This window comes from Streptomyces sp. YS415, assembly GCF_023544665.1.
In the GTDB taxonomy this organism is placed as follows: domain Bacteria; phylum Actinomycetota; class Actinomycetes; order Streptomycetales; family Streptomycetaceae; genus Streptomyces.
In genome coordinates, this window is record NZ_JAMJFL010000012.1 from 150,269 (window position 1) to 167,357 (window position 17,089).

The following is a 17,089-nucleotide window of genomic DNA, read 5'->3' on the forward strand; positions in this document are numbered from 1 at the left end:
CCGTGACATGAGCGCGATCATCGAACTCTCCGGCACCGACGTCGTCCACAGGGCCCGCAGCGGCGGGCTGTTCACGCGGGACCGGGTGTACGCGCTGACCGGTGCCGATCTCGCCGTGGCGCCCGGCGAGACCGTCGGGGTCGTGGGCGAGTCGGGGTGCGGGAAGTCGACGCTGGCGAAGGTGCTGGTGGGGGTGGAGCGGCCGACGGCCGGGACGGTGTCCTTCCGGGGGCGTGACCTGTGGAGCATGTCGGCGGACGAGCGGCGGACGACCGTGGGCCGCAGTACCGGCATGATCTTCCAGGACCCCTCGACGGCGCTGAACCGGCGCCTGCCCGTCCGGCGGATCCTGCGCGACCCGATGGACGTCCACGGGGAGGGCACGGGGCGCGAACGGGAGGACCGCGTCAGGGAGCTGATGGCCCTGGTGGGTCTGCCCCGGGCCCTCGCCGACGCCCTGCCCGGCCAGCTCTCCGGCGGTCAGCGGCAGCGCGTCGCCATCGCCCGCGCCCTGGCCCTGGACCCGGACCTGGTGGTGGCGGACGAGCCGACCAGCGCGCTGGACGTGTCGGTCCGCGCCCAGATCCTCAACCTCCTGCTGGACCTCAAGGAACGCCTGGGCCTGGCCCTGGTCTTCGTCTCGCACGACATCCAGACGGTACGCCGGATGAGCGACCGCGTGATCACCATGTACCTGGGCCGGATCGTGGAGGAGACCCCGGCCGGCCGGGTGACCGACCGCTCCCGGCACCCGTACACCCGCGCCCTGTTCTCCGCCACCCCCGGCCTGCTGGACCCGGTCGACCCGATCCCGCTGACCGGGCCGGTCCCCTCGGCCACCCGGCCGCCCAGCGGCTGCCCCTTCCGGACTAGGTGCTGGAAGGCCACGGAGCTGTGCGCACAGCAGATGCCCGGCTTCTCCGACGCGTCCAGCCCGGGGCACCGGTACCGCTGCCACCATCCTGTCGAGGAGGACCGGTCGACCCGCGACCTGGCACAGCCCGCAACGGAGCCCTCATGAACACGCTCACCGGTGTCATCCCGCCCGTCTGCACACCCCTGACACCGGAACGCGAGGTCGACGTCCACTCGCTGCTCAGGCTGGTCGACCATCTGGTGGACGGCGGAGTGCACGGTCTGTTCGTGCTCGGCTCCACCTCGGAGGCCGCCTACCTGACGGACCGCCAGCGGCGGCTGGTGGTGGAGACGGTGGCCCTGCACGTGGGCGGCCGGCTGCCGGTGCTGGCCGGGGTGATCGACATGACGACCCCCCGGGTCCTGGACCACGTGGGCAAGGTGGTCGCGGCCGGGGCGGACGCGGTGGTGGCGACGGCACCCTTCTACACGGCGACCCACCCCGCCGAGATCGCCCGCCACTACCGGCTGATCGCTGCCGAGAGCCCGGTCCCCGTCCTCGCCTACGACATCCCGGCCGCCGTGCACACCAAGCTCCCCGCCGAGCTGGTCCTGGACCTGGCCGCCGAGGGCGTGCTGGCCGGGCTCAAGGACTCCAGCGGCGATCTGGCCGGCTTCCGCGAGGTCGTCACCGGCGTCCGCGCCCGCCCCGACATCACCGGCTTCACCCTGCTGACCGGATCCGAGCTGCTCGTCGACGCGGCGCTGGCGCTGGGCGCGGACGGCGCGGTGCCCGGCCTCGCCAACGTCGACCCGCACGGCTACGTCACCCTCGACCGCCTGTGCCGGGCCGGCGACCGGCACCGGGCCCGGGCCGAACAGGAGCGGCTGTGCGCCCTGTTCGGCATGGTCCGGGCCGGCGACCCCACCCGGATGGGCGGCAGCTCCTCGGCGCTCGGCGCCTTCAAGGCGGCCCTGCGGCTGCGCGGGATCATCGACTGCCCGGCGACCGCGGAGCCCCAGGTGCCGCTCGGCGCCGAGGAGACCGAACGGGTCGGCAAGTTCCTCGCCGCGGCGGGCCTGCTCTAGAGCGCGTTCACCGGCAGCCGGCGGAACTCGATGCTTTCGTAGGGGCTCTTCGCCCCCGTCTCGTACAGGACGCCGACCGTCGCCGAGTCGACCTGGACCAGGTCGGAATAGGCGGCGCGCTGCTGGGACAGGGTCACCGCCTTGGTGAACGTCACCCCGCCGTTCGCGCTGCGCCACACCGCCATGGACTGCCGCGAGGTGGGCACCGAGGGCCCGGCGAACAGCAGGGGTGCCCCGAACCCGGGGAGTTGGAGGACGCTCGCCTGCACCACCGGCACCTCGTTGAGGGTGGGCTGGACCGCGTACGGGCGGACCAGGGTCCGCGCCCCGTCCGCCGACCAGCTGTCGATCCGGTGGCCGATGTCGGCGCCGTGCTGGTCGCGGGCGTTGAAGTAGATCCTGCCGTCGGGGAGTTCGGCGGCGGCGGTCTCATTGGCGTTGTGCCTGTTGTCGTAGACGTCGTCCAGGAAACCCATGTGCCAGGTGTTGCCGCCGTCGTCGCTGTAGATGGCGTGGCCGCCGTAGTACTTGGGTTCCTGGCCGGAGTCGGCGGAGCCGGGCGGCGGGGCGGCCGAGTGGTTGGACGGGACCACCAGCCGGCCCGGGTGCGCGCCGTGCCGGAGGGCCACGGCGTGTCCGGGGCCGGTGGCGTACCAGCGCCAGTTCGGCAGCTTCACCTGATCGGTGATGTCCCGCGGCGCGCTGAAGCGCACGCCGTCGTCCCAGCTCTTCTGGACGAAGACCCGGCGGCTCTGCTCCGGTGTCACCTCGCCCCGCATGATCTGGCCCTCGGTCACCTTGCCGCCGTTGTAGGAGGTGACCAGGACGACCGCGCCCGTGCGGGGGTCCACCACCGGCGACGGGTTGCCCCGGGTGTCGCCGTTCCCGGCGGCCACCACCCTCAGCGGGTCCCAGGTGCAGCCGCCGTCGAAGGAGCGTCTGACGACGACGTCGATGTTCCCGGAGTCGCCCGCGCCGTCGTGCCGGCCCTCGGCGAAGGCCAGCAGGGTGCCCCGGCGCGTGGTGATCGTCGCCGGGATGCGGTACGTGTCGTAGCCGCCCTGCCCCGAGACGTACGGGACGGAGGACGTGCAGTCGGCGGCCGCCGAGGCCCGGCCGGTCGCGGTGAGCGGGGTGAGAAGTACTGCGGTGACGAGGAGTGTGCGGCTCAGCAGGGTCATCGAGCTCCCTTGACGGAATGTCAGGCTTCGACCTGTCCGTCACATGGTTCCCGGAGTCACCAGACCCGACTCGTAGGCCACGATCACCAGCTGCGCCCGGTCACGCGCCCCGAGCTTGCCCATGATGCGGCTCACATGGGTCTTCGCGGTGAGCGGGCTGAGCCCCAACGCATCAGCGATCTCAGTGTTGTTGAGGCCGCGCGCGACCAGCGTGAGCACCCCCCGCTCCCGTGCGGAAAGGCACTCCGGACCGCCCACGGCCGGGGTTGTGGGACTGCGCAGAAATCGCGCGATCAGCCGTGCCGTGGGGCCCGGCGACAGCAGCGCCTCCCCGGCGGCGACCGTGCGGATGGCGTCCAGGAGGTCGGCCGGACGGGTGTCCTTGACCAGGAAGCCGGAGGCCCCGGCCCGCAGCGCCTCCACGATGTGCTCGTCGGTGTCGTACGTCGTCAGCACCAGCACCCGCACCCCGGCCAGGTCCTCGTCGGCCGCGATCAGCCGGGTGGCCTCGATGCCGTCGAGGTCGGGCATCCGGATGTCCATCACCACCAGGTCGGCCCGCTCGGTGCGGGCCAGCTCCAGCGCCTCGCGGCCGGTGCCGGCCTGGCCCACGACCTCCATGTCCGGCGCGGACTCGATGAGCATGGCGAACGCGGCCCTGACCAGGGTCTGGTCGTCGGCGAGCAGGACGCGGATGGTCACGTGACTCCTCCCAGCGGCAGTACGGCGGTCACCCGGAAGCCGCCCCCGGGGCACGGCCCGGAGTCGAGTGTGCCGCCCACGCTGCGGGCACGCTCGCGCATGCCGACCAGCCCGAACCCCGGCACCTTACCGGGCACAGGACCGGTGCCGTCGTCGCTGACCGCGAGGTGCAGGGCGCCGTCCTCCTCGTGCAGGTCGACGACGACGGCCGGTTCGGGTCCGGCGTGCCGGACGGCGTTGGTGAGCGCCTCCTGGACGATGCGGTAGGCGGCGGCGCCGACGGCGGGGGGCGCCTGCCGGACCCGTACCGTCTGCTGGACCTTCGCGCCCGCGAGCCGGGCCGCCTCGACCAGGTCGGGCAGTCCGTCGAGTCCGGGCAGCGGACCGCGCGCGTCCGGGCCGGGCTCGCGCAGCACCTCCAGCGTGGTGCGCAGTTCGCCGCGCGCGCTGCGGCAGGTCTCGGCGATGTCGTCGAGGGCCTTGGCGATCGTCTCCCGGTCCAGGCGCCCGGGGTCGGCGGCCAGCACATGGGCGGCGACCGAGGTCTGCACCCCGATGAGGGTGATGCTGTGGGCGAGCAGGTCGTGCAGGTCCCGGGCGATGCGCAGGCGTTCCTCGGCGACCCGGCGGCGGGCCTCCTCCTCGCGGGTGCGTTCGGCGCGGTCGGCGCGTTCGACGATGGCGGCGATGTACTGGCGGTAGTAGCGCACGTCGATGCCGACGAAGACGACGGCGAGGACCCAGCCGTAGATGCGCAGCAGTTCGGCGGCCTGCTTGTGCTCGCCGAAGGTGAGCATCGCGGCCAGGGAGAGGCTGAGGCCCGTGCCGGTCACCAGGAGGGTGCGGGCGGGGCGTTGGGTGACGGTGACCGTGTACAGCGCGATGAACGAGGCGGGGACGGGCGCGCCGTGGTTGTTGTCGAGGGCGTGGTACGGCAGGACGAGCGCCACTACCGCAGCGAACACGAGCAGCGGCCCGCGCCGCCGCCACACCAGCGGCGCATGGGCGGCGATCAGGAGGGTCCAGCCGAGGGCGTCGGGCCGGCGGGAGTCGTCGCCGACCAGCGCCAGGCAGACGGCCAGGGCGGCGGCCGCCGCCGCGAGCAGCGTGTCGTTGCGGAGGGCGTGCGGGGCGGTCGTCGGGTCACGGTTGATCGCGGCCATGATCCGCTCGCCGATACGGGGGCGCGCCGCTGAGGTGTTTGGCTGCACGGGGTCATCCTCCGCTGCGAGGGCGCCCCTCCGGGAGGGAGGGGCGCCCTCGGTCGTCAATGGGCTGCTGCGGTGATCCGCTCCGGTTCCTTCGGGGGTACGGGGGGCGCGGGCTCCTTGGACAGGGCGCCCGGCCACCACAGCGTGCGGCGCAGGGCGACGCTGGCGCTGGTCACCAGGTAGGTGCGGACCAGGAAGGTGTCGAGGAGCACGCCGACCGCGATGACGAAGCCGAGCTCGACGAGCTGCACCATCGGCATGCTGGTGAGCACCGCGAAGGTGGCGGCGAGGACCAGTCCCGCGGAGGCGATGACCCCGCCCGTGGTGCGCAGCGCGGTGAGCGCGGCCGGGACGGGTTCGGCGCCGTTCAGGGACTCCTCGCGCATCCGGTGCATCAGGAAGATGCCGTAGTCGACGCCGAGGGCGACCAGGAAGACGAAGGAGAGCAGTCCGAGCCCCGGATCCGTGCCCTCGAACCCGAACACCGGCCCGAAGACGAGCCCGCCGATGCCGAGGGCGGCGGCCCACACGGCGACCACGGCCGTCACCAGGATCAGCGGCGCGACGATCGAGCGCAGCAGCGCGACCAGGATGAGGAACACGGACACCAGCACGATCGGCACGACGATCATCCGGTCGCGGGCGTTGGTGTCCTTCAGGTCGATCTGCTCGGCGCTCGGTCCGCCGACGTAGGAGCCGTCGAGCCGGTCGCGCAAGGCCTCGATGGTCGCGGTCTCCCCCGCGGACTGCGGCGCCGAGGCGGCGAGCACGGAAATCTCGGTCCAGCCGTCTCCGGTACGTCCGGGTGCGGCGCTGTCGACTCCCTCGGTGCCGCGGATGCCGGCGAGGGTGGCCTCGGCGCGGTCGGCCGGGGTGATGACGGTGATGGCCTGGGTGGAGCGCTCGGGGTAGGCGGCCGCGAGCGTCTGCATGGCGGCGACCGCGTCGGGCTTGCTGGTGAAGGAGTCCTCCTGCTTGAGGGTGCCGGGCAGGTTGAACGTGCCGAGCGCGAGCGCTCCGAGGAGCAGGGCGCCGCCGACGAGCACGGTCACCGGCCGGCGTCCGGCGGAGCTGCCCATCGCCGCGAACAGCGACCGGCGGGCCTTGGGGGTGCTGCCGTGGCGCGGGATCAGCGGCCAGAACACGCGCCGCCCGAGCAGCACCAGGACGACGGGGAGCAGCGTCAGCATGGCGACGAGCGCGCACAGCACCCCGACGGTGCCGAGCGGCCCCATGCCCCGGCTGGAGTTGAGATCGGCGGCGAGCAGGCAGAGCAGTCCGGCGGCGACGGTCCCGGAGGAGGCGAGCACGGCGGGCCCGCAGCCCCTGAGCGCGGCGGCCATGGCGTCGTACGGCCGCTCGATGCGGCGCAGTTCCTCGCGGTAGCGGGCGACGAGCAGCAGGGCGTAGTCGGTGCCCGCGCCGAAGACGAGGATCGTCATGATCCCGGAGCTCTGGCCGGACACGGAGGTGCCGAACCACTGGTTGAGCCCGTAGGCGACGGCCATGGACAGGTAGTTGGCGACCCCGGCGACGACCAGCGGCACCAGCCAGAGGAACGGGCTGCGGTAGATGACGATCAGCAGCAGCGCCACCACGGCGACGGTGGTGTAGAGCAGGGGCCCGTCGAGGGAGTTGTAGACCTCGGCGGCGTCGGTGGCGAGGGCGCCCTCGCCTCCCACCTCCACGCTCAGCCCGTCGCCGCCCCGGGCGACGTCCCGCACGTCGTTGACGAGCTCGTCGCGGGCCTTCTCGTCGGTGCCGGGCTCGTTGCTGGCGACGGGGTACATCAGGGTGGTGCCGTCCTCGGACGGCACTCCGGCGGGCTCACCGGTCAGCCGGTGCGCCCCGGCGATCTCGGCGATCTGATCGGCGGCGGTGGCCTTGTCGGCGTCCGTGAGCCCGCCGTCCCGGTGGTAGACCACGATCATCTGCGTGGTCTCGCCGCCGGGGAGCTGCTCCTGGATCCTGGCGACCTGGGTGGAGTCGGCGCCGGCCGGCAGATAGTCCACGGCCCGGTCCCGCTGCACATCGGCGAGTTGCGAGGCGAACGGCGAGGCGATCGCCAGCACGACAATCCACAGCCCGAGCACGAGCCAGGGAATGCCCCGCCGCCGTCGTACGGATGTTCTTGCGGCCCCCATCAGACGGGCCCCCCTCCGGTGCGGTGTCTGGGTCGTCTCCAGACTCCCGGCGCGAAGGGCCGTGTTCGTCGGGCGGAAGGGCGAGTCGGACCGTACATCCGGGGGTGGCGGAAAACCGCTGATACTCCCCGGGGAGTACTACGACGGAGTACGGGCCGCCGCCAGCAGCCGGGTCACGTCGTCCCCGCAGATCGTCAGCGCCGCGCCCACGGTGCTCAGGACCTCCCGCTCGGCGGGGGTGTACGGGCCGTCCGCGAGGGCGATGCGGGCGCCCTGGAGGAGGATCGACTCGCGGCCGGCGGGGGCCAGGTGCGGGGCGAGGGGGTCCAGGGCCTCGTGGAGCTCTATGGCCAGGCCCGCTCCGCAGGGTTCGCCCCCGACGCGGCCGGTGTCGGCGGCCAGGGCCTCGACGAGGGCGTCCAGCTGCTCCTCGGTGCAGTCGTCGAAGCCGGCGGCGCGGACCGCGCAGGCGGCCGTCTCCAGGGCCGTACGGGCGCAGGAGCCGCCCGCGGCGAGGACGGCGAGGGCGACGGTGTGGACGGCGTCGCGGAGCATCGCGGAGAAGCGGGTGGTGGTGGGGTGGTCCAGGACGTCGGTGCCGAAGTGGCGGCGGCAGGCCGCGCACTCCACGACGGGGCCGGTCTCCCCGCGCGGCAGCACCGGTACGCCCAGCAGGGTGAAGCGGCGCCGCCCGGTCAGCCGCTGGTAGTTGCGGTCGCCTCCGCAGCCGGGACAGAAGAACTCGCCGTCACCGACGGCCGTCCACGCGGTCCCGGTGCCCAGGATGCGGGCAGGCCTCGCGGCACGGCCGTTTCGTCCCCGTCCTGGCAGCACGTCGCACCTCCGCGTGACCTCGCGGCAACATCGCCGCGCTTGCGTGATGTTAGCCACATCTCGCCGACCTAGTCAGCACCTTGGACGAGACCTTTCCGTGACCTGCACGGGGATTGGCCGGTATACGACGATCCCCGCCCGTCGGAGGTACGACGGGCGGGGCTTTTCAACGCCGGGCAGGGCAGCGCCGGTAAGGGGCGCGGGGAACTGCGCGACCGGCCACGACGGCGCAGCAGTCGCCCCACGACCTGACGCGGCAATTCCTAGCGCGCAGCCCTGTTCACGGCGGAGACGACCGCCTTCAGCGAGGCCCGCGTCGTGTTCGCGTCGATCCCGATGCCCCACAGCACCTTGCCGTCGATCGCGCACTCGATGTACGACGCGGCCTGCGCGGACGCGCCCTCGCTCATCGTGTGCTCCTGGTAGTCCAGCAGGCGCACGTCGATGCCGATGGACTGCAGGGCGTCGAAGAAGGCCGAGATCGGACCGTTGCCGGTACCCGTCAGGACGGTGTCCTCGCCGTCGACGGTCGCCTCCACGCGCAGCACGTCCACACCGTCGGTGTCGGTCGTCGACTGCCCGTTCCTGACCTGGATCCGGCCCCAGGGGTTCTCGGGGTTGGGCAGGTACTCGTCCTGGAAGACCGACCAGATCGCGGCGCCGGTCACCTCGCCGCCCTCGGCGTCCGTCTTCGCCTGGATCAGCCGGGAGAACTCGATCTGCATCCGGCGCGGCAGGTCCAGCTTGTGGTCGTTCTTCAGGACGTACGCGATACCGCCCTTGCCGGACTGCGAGTTGACCCGGATGACCGCCTCGTAGGAGCGGCCGACGTCCTTGGGGTCGATCGGCAGGTACGGCACCGCCCACTCGATGTCGTCGACGGTGACGCCCTTGGCGGCCGCCTCGGCCTCCATGGCGTCGAAGCCCTTCTTGATGGCGTCCTGGTGGGAGCCGGAGAAGGACGTGTAGACCAGGTCGCCCACGTACGGGTGGCGCGGGTGGACCTCCATCTGGTTGCAGTACTCCCACGTGCGACGGATCTCGTCGATGTCGGAGAAGTCGATCTGCGGGTCGACGCCCTGCGAGAACAGGTTCATGCCCAGGGTGACCAGGTCGACGTTGCCGGTGCGCTCGCCCTGTCCGAACAGGCAGCCCTCGACGCGGTCGGCGCCGGCCATCAGCGCCAGCTCGGCGGCCGCGACGGCCGTACCGCGGTCGTTGTGCGGGTGGATCGACAGGCAGACGTGCTCGCGGCGGGACAGGTTGCGGCCCATCCACTCGAAGCGGTCGGCGTGCGTCGACGGCGTCGAACGCTCCACGGTGGCGGGCAGGTTGAGGATGATCTCGCGGCCCGGGCCGGGCTGGTAGACGTCCATCACCGCCTCGCAGACCTCCAGCGCGAAGTCCAGCTCGGTGTCGGTGAAGATCTCGGGGCTGTACTGGTAGCCGAACTCCGTCTCCGGGCCCAGCAGCTTCTCGGCGTACTCCATGACCAGGCGGGTGCCGTCGACGGCGATCTGCTTGATGTCGTCCCTGGAGCCGCGGAACACCACCCGGCGGAAGACCGGCGCGGTGGCGTTGTACAGGTGGACGGTGGCCCGCCTGGCGCCCTTCAGGGACTCCACGGTGCGCTCGATCAGGTCCTCGCGGGCCTGGGTCAGTACGGAGATCGTGACGTCGTCGGGGATGGCCCCGGGCTCCTCGACGATCGACCGTACGAAGTCGAAGTCGGTCTGGCCGGAGGCGGGGAAGCCGACCTCGATCTCCTTGTAGCCCATCTTGACCAGCTGGTCGAACATCCGGCGCTTGCGCTCGGGCGACATCGGGTCGATCAGTGCCTGGTTGCCGTCGCGCAGGTCGGTGGAGAGCCAGCGGGGAGCGGTGGTGATGCGCTTCTCCGGCCAGGTGCGGTCCGGGATGTCGACCTGCTCGTAGCGGCCGTACTTGTGGATCGGCATGGAACTGGGCTGCTGGCGGTTCGCCATGATTGCGGGGCTCCTCAGGATGTCCGGAAGGACGGCCGACGACGCAACGCGAAGCTCCGCGGGGAGGGAGTCGACCTGGACTACAGGCCCTCGCCGCGGCAGCTAAGAAGAAGCAGCCCGAAAAGCATGATGCGCAGCATGCTAGCCGAGCCGCCCGCGATGCTGCGGTGCGTATCAGTATGCGGGACCGTCGGGACGAACAGGACAAAAAGTGCGCCATACCACTCCGTGACCGTCCGCCGGGCGCCTTGTCGGCACATTTCACCAATCATGGTGGCGGCTAGTGACACGGTCATCACGCAGTGCAATGGTGCCGGGCATGACGACCAACGGGGGCCATGAGCCCGTCTTCTGCACCGTCGTACCGCCCCATGTCCTCGACAAGCTCGCCCAGGCCGAGGACCCCCGGCTCGCCGGCCCGGCCCGCCGCACCCTCCAGCGCGACGCCTACGAGCGCACCCACCGCCGGCTGACCACCGTGCTCGGCGCCCCCGCCGTCCCCCCGCCCCCCGGCGCCGAGCCCGGCACCCCGCGGCGCACGGTGTACGACGCCCGGCACGGCACCGGCCTGCCCGGCCGGAAGGTCCGCGCGGAGGGCGAGGAGCCCGGCAAGGACGCCACCGTCAACCGCGCCTACGCGGGCCTCGGCGCCACCTTCGAGCTCTTCCTCAAGGCCTACGCGCGCGACTCCATCGACGGCGGCGGGCTGCCGCTGGACGCGACCGTGCACTACGACAAGGAGTACAACAACGCCTTCTGGAACGGCGAGCAGATGGTGTTCGGCGACGGCGACGGCGAGATCTTCCTCGACTTCACCATCCCCATCGACGTCATCGGGCACGAACTCGCCCACGGCGTCACGCAGTACACCGCGAACCTGACCTACTTCGGCCAGCCCGGCGCCCTGAACGAGTCGATGTCGGACGTGTTCGGCGCGCTCATCAAGCAGTACACGCTCGGCCAGACCGCCGCCGAGGCCGACTGGCTGATCGGAGCCGGGCTGCTCGCCCCGCGGGTGACGGGCAAGGCGCTGCGCTCCATGAAGGAGCCCGGCACGGCCTACGACGACGACGTCCTCGGCAAGGACCCGCAGCCCGCGACGATGGACGGCTACGTCCGCACCGGCCGCGACAACGGCGGCGTGCACATCAACTCCGGCATCCCCAACCACGCGTTCTACCTCGCGGCCACCGCCCTCGGCGGCCACGCCTGGGAGCGCGCCGGCCAGATCTGGTACGACGTGCTGACCGGCGGCGAACTGAAGGCGCAGGCCCTGTTCGCCGACTTCGCCACCCTGACCGCCGCCGCCGCGAAGGCACGGTACGGCGACGGCAGCGAGGAACTCCGGGCGGTGCTCAAGGCGTGGGAACAGGTCGGGGTGCGCACCCTCTGATTCCGTACTAGACAGGTCCCATGCGTATTCAGGTGAGGCGCACGGGCGGATTCGCGGGCATCGAGCGGCACGCCGAGGTGGACACCGCGGGCCGGCCCGACGCACCCGCGTGGCACGCCCTGGCCGAGCGGGCGGTCGCCGCGGGCCGGGGCACACCGCCCGTCGGGGTGCCCGACGGATTCGGCTACCAGATCACGGTGGACGGGAAGACCGTGTACTGCTCCGATCCCCGGCTGACCGAGGAACAGCGCACGCTGATCAGCAGAGTGCTGAAGGAAGGCGCGTAACAGGTCATGGGCGCCGCGCCGTTGACACCCGTCACCCGGGTGCCGATGATCCGGCGCATGGCGACTCAAGAGCACCCGATACCCCGGTTCCCGGCGGGCTTCCTGTGGGGCGTGTCGACGTCCGCGCACCAGATCGAGGGCGCGGCCGAGCTGCGCGGGCCGTCCGTGTGGGACGCGTTCACGGAGGTGCCGGGCCGGGTGAAGGACGGCTCGACGGCGGCGGTGGCCTGCGACCACTACCACCGCTACCGCGAGGACGTGGCGCTCCTGGCGGACCTCGGCGTGGGCGCGTACCGCTTCTCGGTCTCCTGGCCGCGGGTGAACTCCCGCGGCGGGCTGGACTTCTACGACCGGCTGGTGGACGAGCTGTGCGCGGCGGGCGTCCGTCCGGTGTCCACGCTCTTCCACTGGGATCTGCCGGTCGGCCTGGACTGGCTGGAGCGGGACACCGCCGCCCGGTTCGCCGAGTACGTGTCGGTGGTGGCCGAGCGGCTCGGGGACCGCGTGCACAAGTGGATCACCCTCAACGAGCCCGCCGAGCACACCCTGCTGGGCCACGCCCTCGGCAGCCACGCCCCGGGCCGCCGCCTCCTGTTCGACGCGCTCCCCGTCGCCCACCACCAGCTGCTCGCGCACGGCCTGGCCGTACGGGCGCTGCGCGCGGCCGGGGTCGGGGACGTCGGGATCGCCAACTCCCACGCGCCGGCCTGGCCGGCCTCGCGCGAGCCCGCCGACGTGGAGGCGGCCGAGTTCTACGACGTCCTGCTCAACCGGCTGTTCGCGGACCCGGTGCTGCTCGGCGAATACCCGGCCGGGATCGCCGAGTTGATGCCGGGCGACGTCGAGGCGGATCTGAAGGTGATCGGGGAGCCGGTCGACTGGTACGGCATCAACTACTACGCGCCGACCAGGGTGGGCGCCCCGCAGGGCACCGAGATCGAGTTCGGCGGGATCACCATGCCCGCCGAACTGCCCTTCTCCGTGCGGGAGATCGAGGGCGTCCCGGTCACCGACTTCGGCTGGCCGGTGGTCCCCGAGGCGCTCACCGAGCTGCTCACCCACTTCCACGAGCGCTACGGCGACCGGCTCCCGCCCGTCGTCATCACCGAGAACGGCTGCTCCTACGAGGGCCTCGACGACCGGGACCGGATCACCTACCTCGACGGCCACATCCGCGCCCTGCACCGGGCGACGGAGGCGGGTGTGGACGTCCGGGGCTACTTCGTCTGGTCGCTGCTGGACAACTTCGAGTGGGCGGAGGGGTACGCGCGCCGGTTCGGTCTCGTCCACGTCGACCGCGACACCCTGCAGCGGACCCCGAAGGCGTCGTACCACTGGTACCGGGACATGCTCCGGTACCAGGGCTGACGCGCCCTCAGAATCCGAGCTTGCGCAGCTGCTTCGGGTCGCGCTGCCAGTCCTTGGCGACCTTGACGTGCAGGTCGAGGAAGACGGGGGTCCCCAGCAGCGCCTCGATCTGCTTGCGGGACTTGATGCCGACGTCCTTCAGGCGCTTGCCCTTGGGGCCGATGATGATGCCCTTCTGGCTGGGGCGCTCGATGTAGACGAAGGCGTGGATGTCCAGGAGCGGCTTGTCGGCGGGGCGGTCCTCGCGGGGGAGCATCTCCTCCACCACCACGGCGATGGAGTGCGGCAGCTCGTCGCGGACGCCCTCCAGGGCCGCCTCGCGGATCAGCTCCGCGATCATGACCTGCTCGGGCTCGTCGGTGAGGTCGCCCTCGGGGTAGAGGGGCGGGCCCTCGGGCAGCATCGGGACCAGCAGGTCCGCCAGCAGGTCGACCTGCTTGTTCGCGGTCGCCGACACCGGGACGATCTCGGCCCACTCGATGCCCAGCTCCTTGCCGAGCTGGTCGATCGCGATCAGCTGCTCGGCGAGCGCCTTGGAGTCGACCAGGTCCGTCTTCGTGACGATGGCGACCTTCGGCGACTTCTTGATCGCCCCGAGCTCCTTGGCGATGAAGCGGTCACCGGGGCCGATCTTCTCGTTCGCCGGCAGGCAGAAGCCGATCACGTCGACCTCGGCCCAGGTCGTCCGGACCACGTCGTTCAGCCGCTCGCCGAGCAGGGTGCGCGGCTTGTGCAGGCCGGGGGTGTCCACCAGGATCAACTGGGCGTCCGGGCGGTGCACGATCCCCCGGACGGTGTGCCGGGTCGTCTGCGGCTGGTCGGCGGTGATGGCCACCTTCTGCCCGACCAAAGCGTTCGTGAGGGTGGACTTGCCCGCGTTGGGGCGGCCGACGAAGCAGGCGAAGCCGGCCCTGTGGCGGGCCTCGGCCGGCTCTTCGGAAAACTGGGTACGAACGCTCATGGGGCCCATTCTCCCTGATCCACGGAGCCCCGCCGCACAGACGTCCGTCCCGCGCCGGGCAACGGGCCCGCCGGGGCCTTACGGCGCGTGCCCGGAGCGCATACGATCACGGCTCCCGGGGCGGGGCGCCCCGGCCGGCAGCTCCGCTCTCCTCCCCAGAAGGCCACGGCATGAAGCTCATCACCGCGATCGTCAAGCCCTACCGCCTCGACGAGGTGAAGTCGGCGCTGCAGGAGCTCGGTGCGCACGGACTGACCGTGACCGAGGCGAGCGGCTACGGCCGGCAGCGCGGCCACACCGAGGTGTACCGAGGCGCCGAGTACCAGGTCGACCTGGTGCCCAAGGTGCGGATCGAGGTGGTCGTGGAGGACGCCGACTGCGACGCCGTGATCGACGCGATCGTGAAGGCCGCGCACACCGGCAAGATCGGCGACGGCAAGGTGTGGGCGCTGCCCGTGGAGACCGTCGTACGGGTCCGGACGGGCGAGCGCGGCCCCGACGCGCTCTGAGGAACCGCGCCCGCCCGGAACCCGGACGGTCCGTCCGGACTACTCCGCGGGGACGGTCCGCCGCACCGCGCCGTCGGTCCCGGCGAGCAGCACCGGCGTACCCGCCCCGCCCAGGTCCCGTACCGCCGCGAGATCCTCGGCCGCCGCGCTCTCCGCCTCCGTCACCACGGCCGCCGCCTCCAGCGACTTCGCCCCGGACGCCACGGCCATCGCCACCGCCGTGCGCAGCGCGCTCAGCTTCAGCGAGTCCAGCTCCACGGACCCGGCGGCATACGTCCGTCCCGTCTCGTCGCGTACGGCAGCGCCCTCGGGCACGCCGTTGCGGGCCCGCGCGGAACGGGCCAGGGTGACGATCTTGCGGTCCTCGGGGTCAAGCGCGTTGCTCTCGGTCATGCCCCGAGCATACGAAGTGCCCGCCAGGGCCGGTCCAGGCGGAGCCGCTCGGCGCGCGGGAGTCCGGCGACGACAAGGTCGTAGGAGTCCTCGACGAGCTCGCGGACCAGGCGGTCGGGCAGGCCGCCGTCGACGGTGACGGTGTTCCAGTGGCGCTTGTTCATGTGATAGCCGGGGACGACCAGCCCCGGATGCTCCTCGCGCAGCCGGACCGCGTCCTCGGGGTCGCACTTGAGGTTGACCGTCAGGGGCCGCGCGTCCAGGTTCGTCAGCGCGAACAGCTTGCCGAGGACCTTGAAGACGGAGGTCTCCGGGTTGAACGGGAAGTCCTCCACGACGGCGTTGAAGGACAGGCACAGGGCGCGCAGCTCCTCGGAGGTCACTCGTCCTCCTCGCCTTCCTTCGCGGCGCCCACCGGCTCCACCAGCACGGTCACGATCTTGTTCCGGCGGCCTGCGGCAGCCTCCGCCGTCAGCCGCAGCTCCCGGTCGTCGGGGAGCTTGACGACGGCCGAGGCACCGGCGATCGGGACCCGGCCCAGCGCCTTGGCGAGGAGACCGCCGACCGTCTCCACGTCCTCGTCGTCGTACTCGTCCAGGCCGTACAGCTCGCCGAGGTCGGTGATGTCCAGGCGGGCGGTGACCCGGTAGCGGTCCTCGCCCAGGTCCTCCACCGGCGGGAGCTCCCGGTCGTACTCGTCGGTGATCTCGCCGACGATCTCCTCCAGGATGTCCTCGATGGTGACGATGCCCGCGGTGCCGCCGTACTCGTCGATGACGACGGCGACGTGGTTGCGGTCCTGCTGCATCTCGCGCAGCAGGTCACCGGCGTTCTTGGTGTCGGGCACGAAGGCGGCGGGACGCATCGCGGTCGACACCAGCTCGCTCTCCGCCTCCCGGCTGATGTGCGTCTTGCGGGCGAGGTCCTTGAGGTACACCATCCCGACGATGTCGTCCTCGCTCTCCCCGGTGACCGGGATGCGCGAGAAGCCGGACCTGAGCGCGAGGGTCAGGGCCTGCCGGATGGTCTTGTAGCGCTCGATGACGATCAGGTCGGTGCGCGGCACCATGACCTCGCGCACGAGGGTGTCGCCGAGCTCGAAGACGGAGTGCACCATCCGGCGCTCGTCGTCCTCGATCAGGGACTCCTTCTCCGCGAGGTCGACCAGCGCGCGCAGCTCGGCCTCGGAGGCGAAGGGGCCCCGGCGGAAGCCCTTGCCGGGGGTGAGGGCGTTGCCGAGGAGGATCAGCAGGGACGGGATCGGGCCCATGATCCGGGCGAGCGGCAGCAGCACGTACGCCGCCGCCGTCGCGGTGTTCAGCGGGTGCTGGCGGCCGATGGTCCGGGGGGAGACGCCGACGGCGACGTACGACACCAGGACCATGACCGCTATCGCCACCAGCAGCGCCTCGGTGGTGCTGGAGAACTCCTGGAGGCAGGCGTACGTGACCATCGCCGCCGCGGCCATCTCGCAGGCCACGCGGACCAGCAGCGCCACGTTCAGATAGCGCGTCGGGTCGGCGGCGATCTGCGCGAGCTTCGCGCTGCCGCGCCGTCCCGAGCGGGCGGCCTCCTCGGCTCGGAAGCTGGAGACGCGCGCCAGGCCCGCCTCCGCGCAGGCGGCGAGCCAGGCGACCACGACCAGCGCGATCGCCCCGAGGACGAGTTGCGCACTCATGAGACGGTCGGAGCCGGGGAGGGACCGGTCAGGCCCTTCTCCGCGCGCCAGCCGTCCACGATCGCCGCCTGCAGTCCGAACATCTCGGCCTTCTCGTCGGGTTCCTCGTGGTCGTAACCGAGCAGGTGCAGCACGCCATGGACGGTGAGCAACTGGAGCTCCTCGTCCATGGAGTGCTGCGTCGGCGCTTCCTCGCCCTGCTTCTTGGCGACCTCGGGACAGAGCACGATGTCGCCGAGCAGGCCCTGCGGGGGCTCGTCGTCGTCCTTGGACGGCGGCCGGAGCTCGTCCATCGGGAAGGACATGACATCCGTCGGCCCGGGCAGGTCCATCCACTGGATGTGCAGCTGCTCCATGGCGTCGGCGTCCACGACGATCACCGAGAGCTCGGAGAGCGGGTGGATGCGCATCCGGGCGAGCGCGTAGCGGGCGATGTCGAGGATCGCCTGCTCGTCGACCTCGGTTCCGGACTCGTTGTTGACGTCGATCGACATGGTCG

At 71.8% G+C, this 17,089-nt stretch carries 17 protein-coding genes; 6 read left to right on the forward strand and 11 right to left on the reverse strand.

The window, feature by feature from the left end:
• Positions 1–7: 7 nt before the first annotated feature.
• Positions 8–1,021: an ABC transporter ATP-binding protein gene (locus M8H82_RS17750; protein WP_250075092.1), complete on the forward strand. Its 1,014-nt coding sequence runs from the start codon at positions 8–10 to the stop codon at positions 1,019–1,021.
• Positions 1,018–1,944: a dihydrodipicolinate synthase family protein gene (locus tag M8H82_RS17755; RefSeq protein WP_250075094.1), complete on the forward strand. Its 927-nt coding sequence runs from the start codon at positions 1,018–1,020 to the stop codon at positions 1,942–1,944. The genes M8H82_RS17750 and M8H82_RS17755 overlap by 4 nt, the downstream gene beginning before the upstream one ends.
• On the opposite strand, the gene M8H82_RS17760 is transcribed toward M8H82_RS17755, so the two are convergent.
• The 6 genes from M8H82_RS17760 to leuA all read right to left on the reverse strand — a co-directional run bounded on the left by M8H82_RS17760 (position 1,941) and on the right by leuA (position 10,001).
• Positions 1,941–3,125, reverse strand: a complete 1,185-nt coding sequence (locus M8H82_RS17760) for an exo-alpha-sialidase (protein WP_250075096.1) — start codon at positions 3,123–3,125, stop codon at positions 1,941–1,943. The two genes, M8H82_RS17755 and M8H82_RS17760, sit on opposite strands and share 4 nt — an antisense overlap.
• 39 nt (positions 3,126–3,164) lie before the next feature.
• Positions 3,165–3,827 (reverse strand): response regulator transcription factor, encoded by a 663-nt coding sequence (locus M8H82_RS17765; RefSeq protein ID WP_250075098.1) that lies wholly within the window; start codon positions 3,825–3,827, stop codon positions 3,165–3,167.
• A complete protein-coding gene (locus M8H82_RS17770) occupies positions 3,824–4,990 on the reverse strand; it encodes a sensor histidine kinase (RefSeq protein WP_250075271.1) in 1,167 nt (388 codons plus the stop codon). The genes M8H82_RS17765 and M8H82_RS17770 overlap by 4 nt, the downstream gene beginning before the upstream one ends.
• Before the next feature lie 104 nt (positions 4,991–5,094).
• A complete protein-coding gene (locus tag M8H82_RS17775) occupies positions 5,095–7,182 on the reverse strand; it encodes an MMPL family transporter (protein ID WP_250075100.1) in 2,088 nt (695 codons plus the stop codon).
• Positions 7,183–7,320: 138 nt separating this feature from the next.
• A complete protein-coding gene (locus tag M8H82_RS17780; RefSeq protein ID WP_250075102.1) occupies positions 7,321–8,016 on the reverse strand; it encodes a TerB family tellurite resistance protein in 696 nt (231 codons plus the stop codon).
• A 263-nt stretch (positions 8,017–8,279) separates the two neighbouring features.
• A complete protein-coding gene (gene leuA, locus M8H82_RS17785) occupies positions 8,280–10,001 on the reverse strand; it encodes a 2-isopropylmalate synthase (protein ID WP_250075104.1) in 1,722 nt (573 codons plus the stop codon).
• 319 nt (positions 10,002–10,320) lie between these two features.
• Here leuA and M8H82_RS17790 point away from each other — a divergent pair, with 319 nt between their 5' ends.
• Genes M8H82_RS17790 through M8H82_RS17800 form a run of 3 tightly spaced genes read left to right on the forward strand, consistent with a single transcriptional unit; the run spans position 10,321 to position 13,049 of the window.
• Entirely contained in the window at positions 10,321–11,394 is a 1,074-nt protein-coding gene (locus M8H82_RS17790) for a M4 family metallopeptidase (RefSeq protein ID WP_250075106.1), read from the forward strand.
• Positions 11,395–11,414: 20 nt separating this feature from the next.
• A complete protein-coding gene (locus M8H82_RS17795; protein ID WP_250075107.1) occupies positions 11,415–11,681 on the forward strand; it encodes a protealysin inhibitor emfourin in 267 nt (88 codons plus the stop codon).
• Between the two features lie 45 nt (positions 11,682–11,726).
• The gene (locus M8H82_RS17800; RefSeq protein ID WP_374211674.1) at positions 11,727–13,049 is read left to right on the forward strand and encodes a GH1 family beta-glucosidase; all 1,323 of its coding nucleotides are present in this window, start codon (positions 11,727–11,729) and stop codon (positions 13,047–13,049) included.
• 7 nt (positions 13,050–13,056) lie between these two features.
• Here the strand turns inward: M8H82_RS17800 and era are convergent, their stop codons facing one another.
• Positions 13,057–14,010, reverse strand: coding sequence for a GTPase Era (gene era, locus M8H82_RS17805; protein ID WP_250075111.1), 954 nt, complete (start codon positions 14,008–14,010; stop codon positions 13,057–13,059).
• Positions 14,011–14,180: 170 nt separating this feature from the next.
• Here era and M8H82_RS17810 point away from each other — a divergent pair, with 170 nt between their 5' ends.
• Positions 14,181–14,519 (forward strand): P-II family nitrogen regulator, encoded by a 339-nt coding sequence (locus tag M8H82_RS17810; protein WP_250075114.1) that lies wholly within the window; start codon positions 14,181–14,183, stop codon positions 14,517–14,519.
• Between the two features lie 39 nt (positions 14,520–14,558).
• On the opposite strand, the gene M8H82_RS17815 is transcribed toward M8H82_RS17810, so the two are convergent.
• The 4 genes from M8H82_RS17815 to ybeY are packed head-to-tail and all read right to left on the reverse strand — an operon-like array spanning position 14,559 to position 17,084.
• Positions 14,559–14,912, reverse strand: coding sequence for a cytidine deaminase (locus tag M8H82_RS17815; protein WP_250075116.1), 354 nt, complete (start codon positions 14,910–14,912; stop codon positions 14,559–14,561).
• Entirely contained in the window at positions 14,909–15,295 is a 387-nt protein-coding gene (locus tag M8H82_RS17820) for an MmcQ/YjbR family DNA-binding protein (protein ID WP_250075118.1), read from the reverse strand. The genes M8H82_RS17815 and M8H82_RS17820 overlap by 4 nt, the downstream gene beginning before the upstream one ends.
• Positions 15,292–16,590 carry a hemolysin family protein gene (locus tag M8H82_RS17825; protein ID WP_250075120.1) on the reverse strand — a complete coding sequence of 433 codons (1,299 nt, stop codon included), beginning with the start codon at positions 16,588–16,590 and terminating at the stop codon, positions 15,292–15,294. The genes M8H82_RS17820 and M8H82_RS17825 overlap by 4 nt, the downstream gene beginning before the upstream one ends.
• Positions 16,587–17,084: an rRNA maturation RNase YbeY gene (gene ybeY / locus M8H82_RS17830; RefSeq protein ID WP_142151884.1), complete on the reverse strand. Its 498-nt coding sequence runs from the start codon at positions 17,082–17,084 to the stop codon at positions 16,587–16,589. The genes M8H82_RS17825 and ybeY overlap by 4 nt, the downstream gene beginning before the upstream one ends.
• Positions 17,085–17,089 lie beyond the last annotated feature (5 nt).

What these genes read in the sequence shown, in the direction of transcription:
- M8H82_RS17750 (WP_250075092.1), top strand. Translation starts at nt 8, where the DNA reads ATGAGCGCGATCATCGAACTCTCCGGCACCGACGTCGTCCACAGGGCC.
- M8H82_RS17755 (WP_250075094.1), top strand. Translation starts at nt 1,018, where the DNA reads ATGAACACGCTCACCGGTGTCATCCCGCCCGTCTGCACACCCCTGACA.
- M8H82_RS17760 (WP_250075096.1), bottom strand. Translation starts at nt 3,125, where the DNA reads ATGACCCTGCTGAGCCGCACACTCCTCGTCACCGCAGTACTTCTCACC.
- M8H82_RS17770 (WP_250075271.1), bottom strand. Translation starts at nt 4,990, where the DNA reads ATGGCCGCGATCAACCGTGACCCGACGACCGCCCCGCACGCCCTCCGC.
- M8H82_RS17775 (WP_250075100.1), bottom strand. Translation starts at nt 7,182, where the DNA reads ATGGGGGCCGCAAGAACATCCGTACGACGGCGGCGGGGCATTCCCTGG.
- leuA (WP_250075104.1), bottom strand. Translation starts at nt 10,001, where the DNA reads ATGGCGAACCGCCAGCAGCCCAGTTCCATGCCGATCCACAAGTACGGC.
- M8H82_RS17790 (WP_250075106.1), top strand. Translation starts at nt 10,321, where the DNA reads ATGACGACCAACGGGGGCCATGAGCCCGTCTTCTGCACCGTCGTACCG.
- M8H82_RS17795 (WP_250075107.1), top strand. Translation starts at nt 11,415, where the DNA reads ATGCGTATTCAGGTGAGGCGCACGGGCGGATTCGCGGGCATCGAGCGG.
- M8H82_RS17800 (WP_374211674.1), top strand. Translation starts at nt 11,727, where the DNA reads ATGATCCGGCGCATGGCGACTCAAGAGCACCCGATACCCCGGTTCCCG.
- era (WP_250075111.1), bottom strand. Translation starts at nt 14,010, where the DNA reads ATGAGCGTTCGTACCCAGTTTTCCGAAGAGCCGGCCGAGGCCCGCCAC.
- M8H82_RS17810 (WP_250075114.1), top strand. Translation starts at nt 14,181, where the DNA reads ATGAAGCTCATCACCGCGATCGTCAAGCCCTACCGCCTCGACGAGGTG.
- M8H82_RS17815 (WP_250075116.1), bottom strand. Translation starts at nt 14,912, where the DNA reads ATGACCGAGAGCAACGCGCTTGACCCCGAGGACCGCAAGATCGTCACC.
- M8H82_RS17825 (WP_250075120.1), bottom strand. Translation starts at nt 16,590, where the DNA reads ATGAGTGCGCAACTCGTCCTCGGGGCGATCGCGCTGGTCGTGGTCGCC.
- ybeY (WP_142151884.1), bottom strand. Translation starts at nt 17,084, where the DNA reads ATGTCGATCGACGTCAACAACGAGTCCGGAACCGAGGTCGACGAGCAG.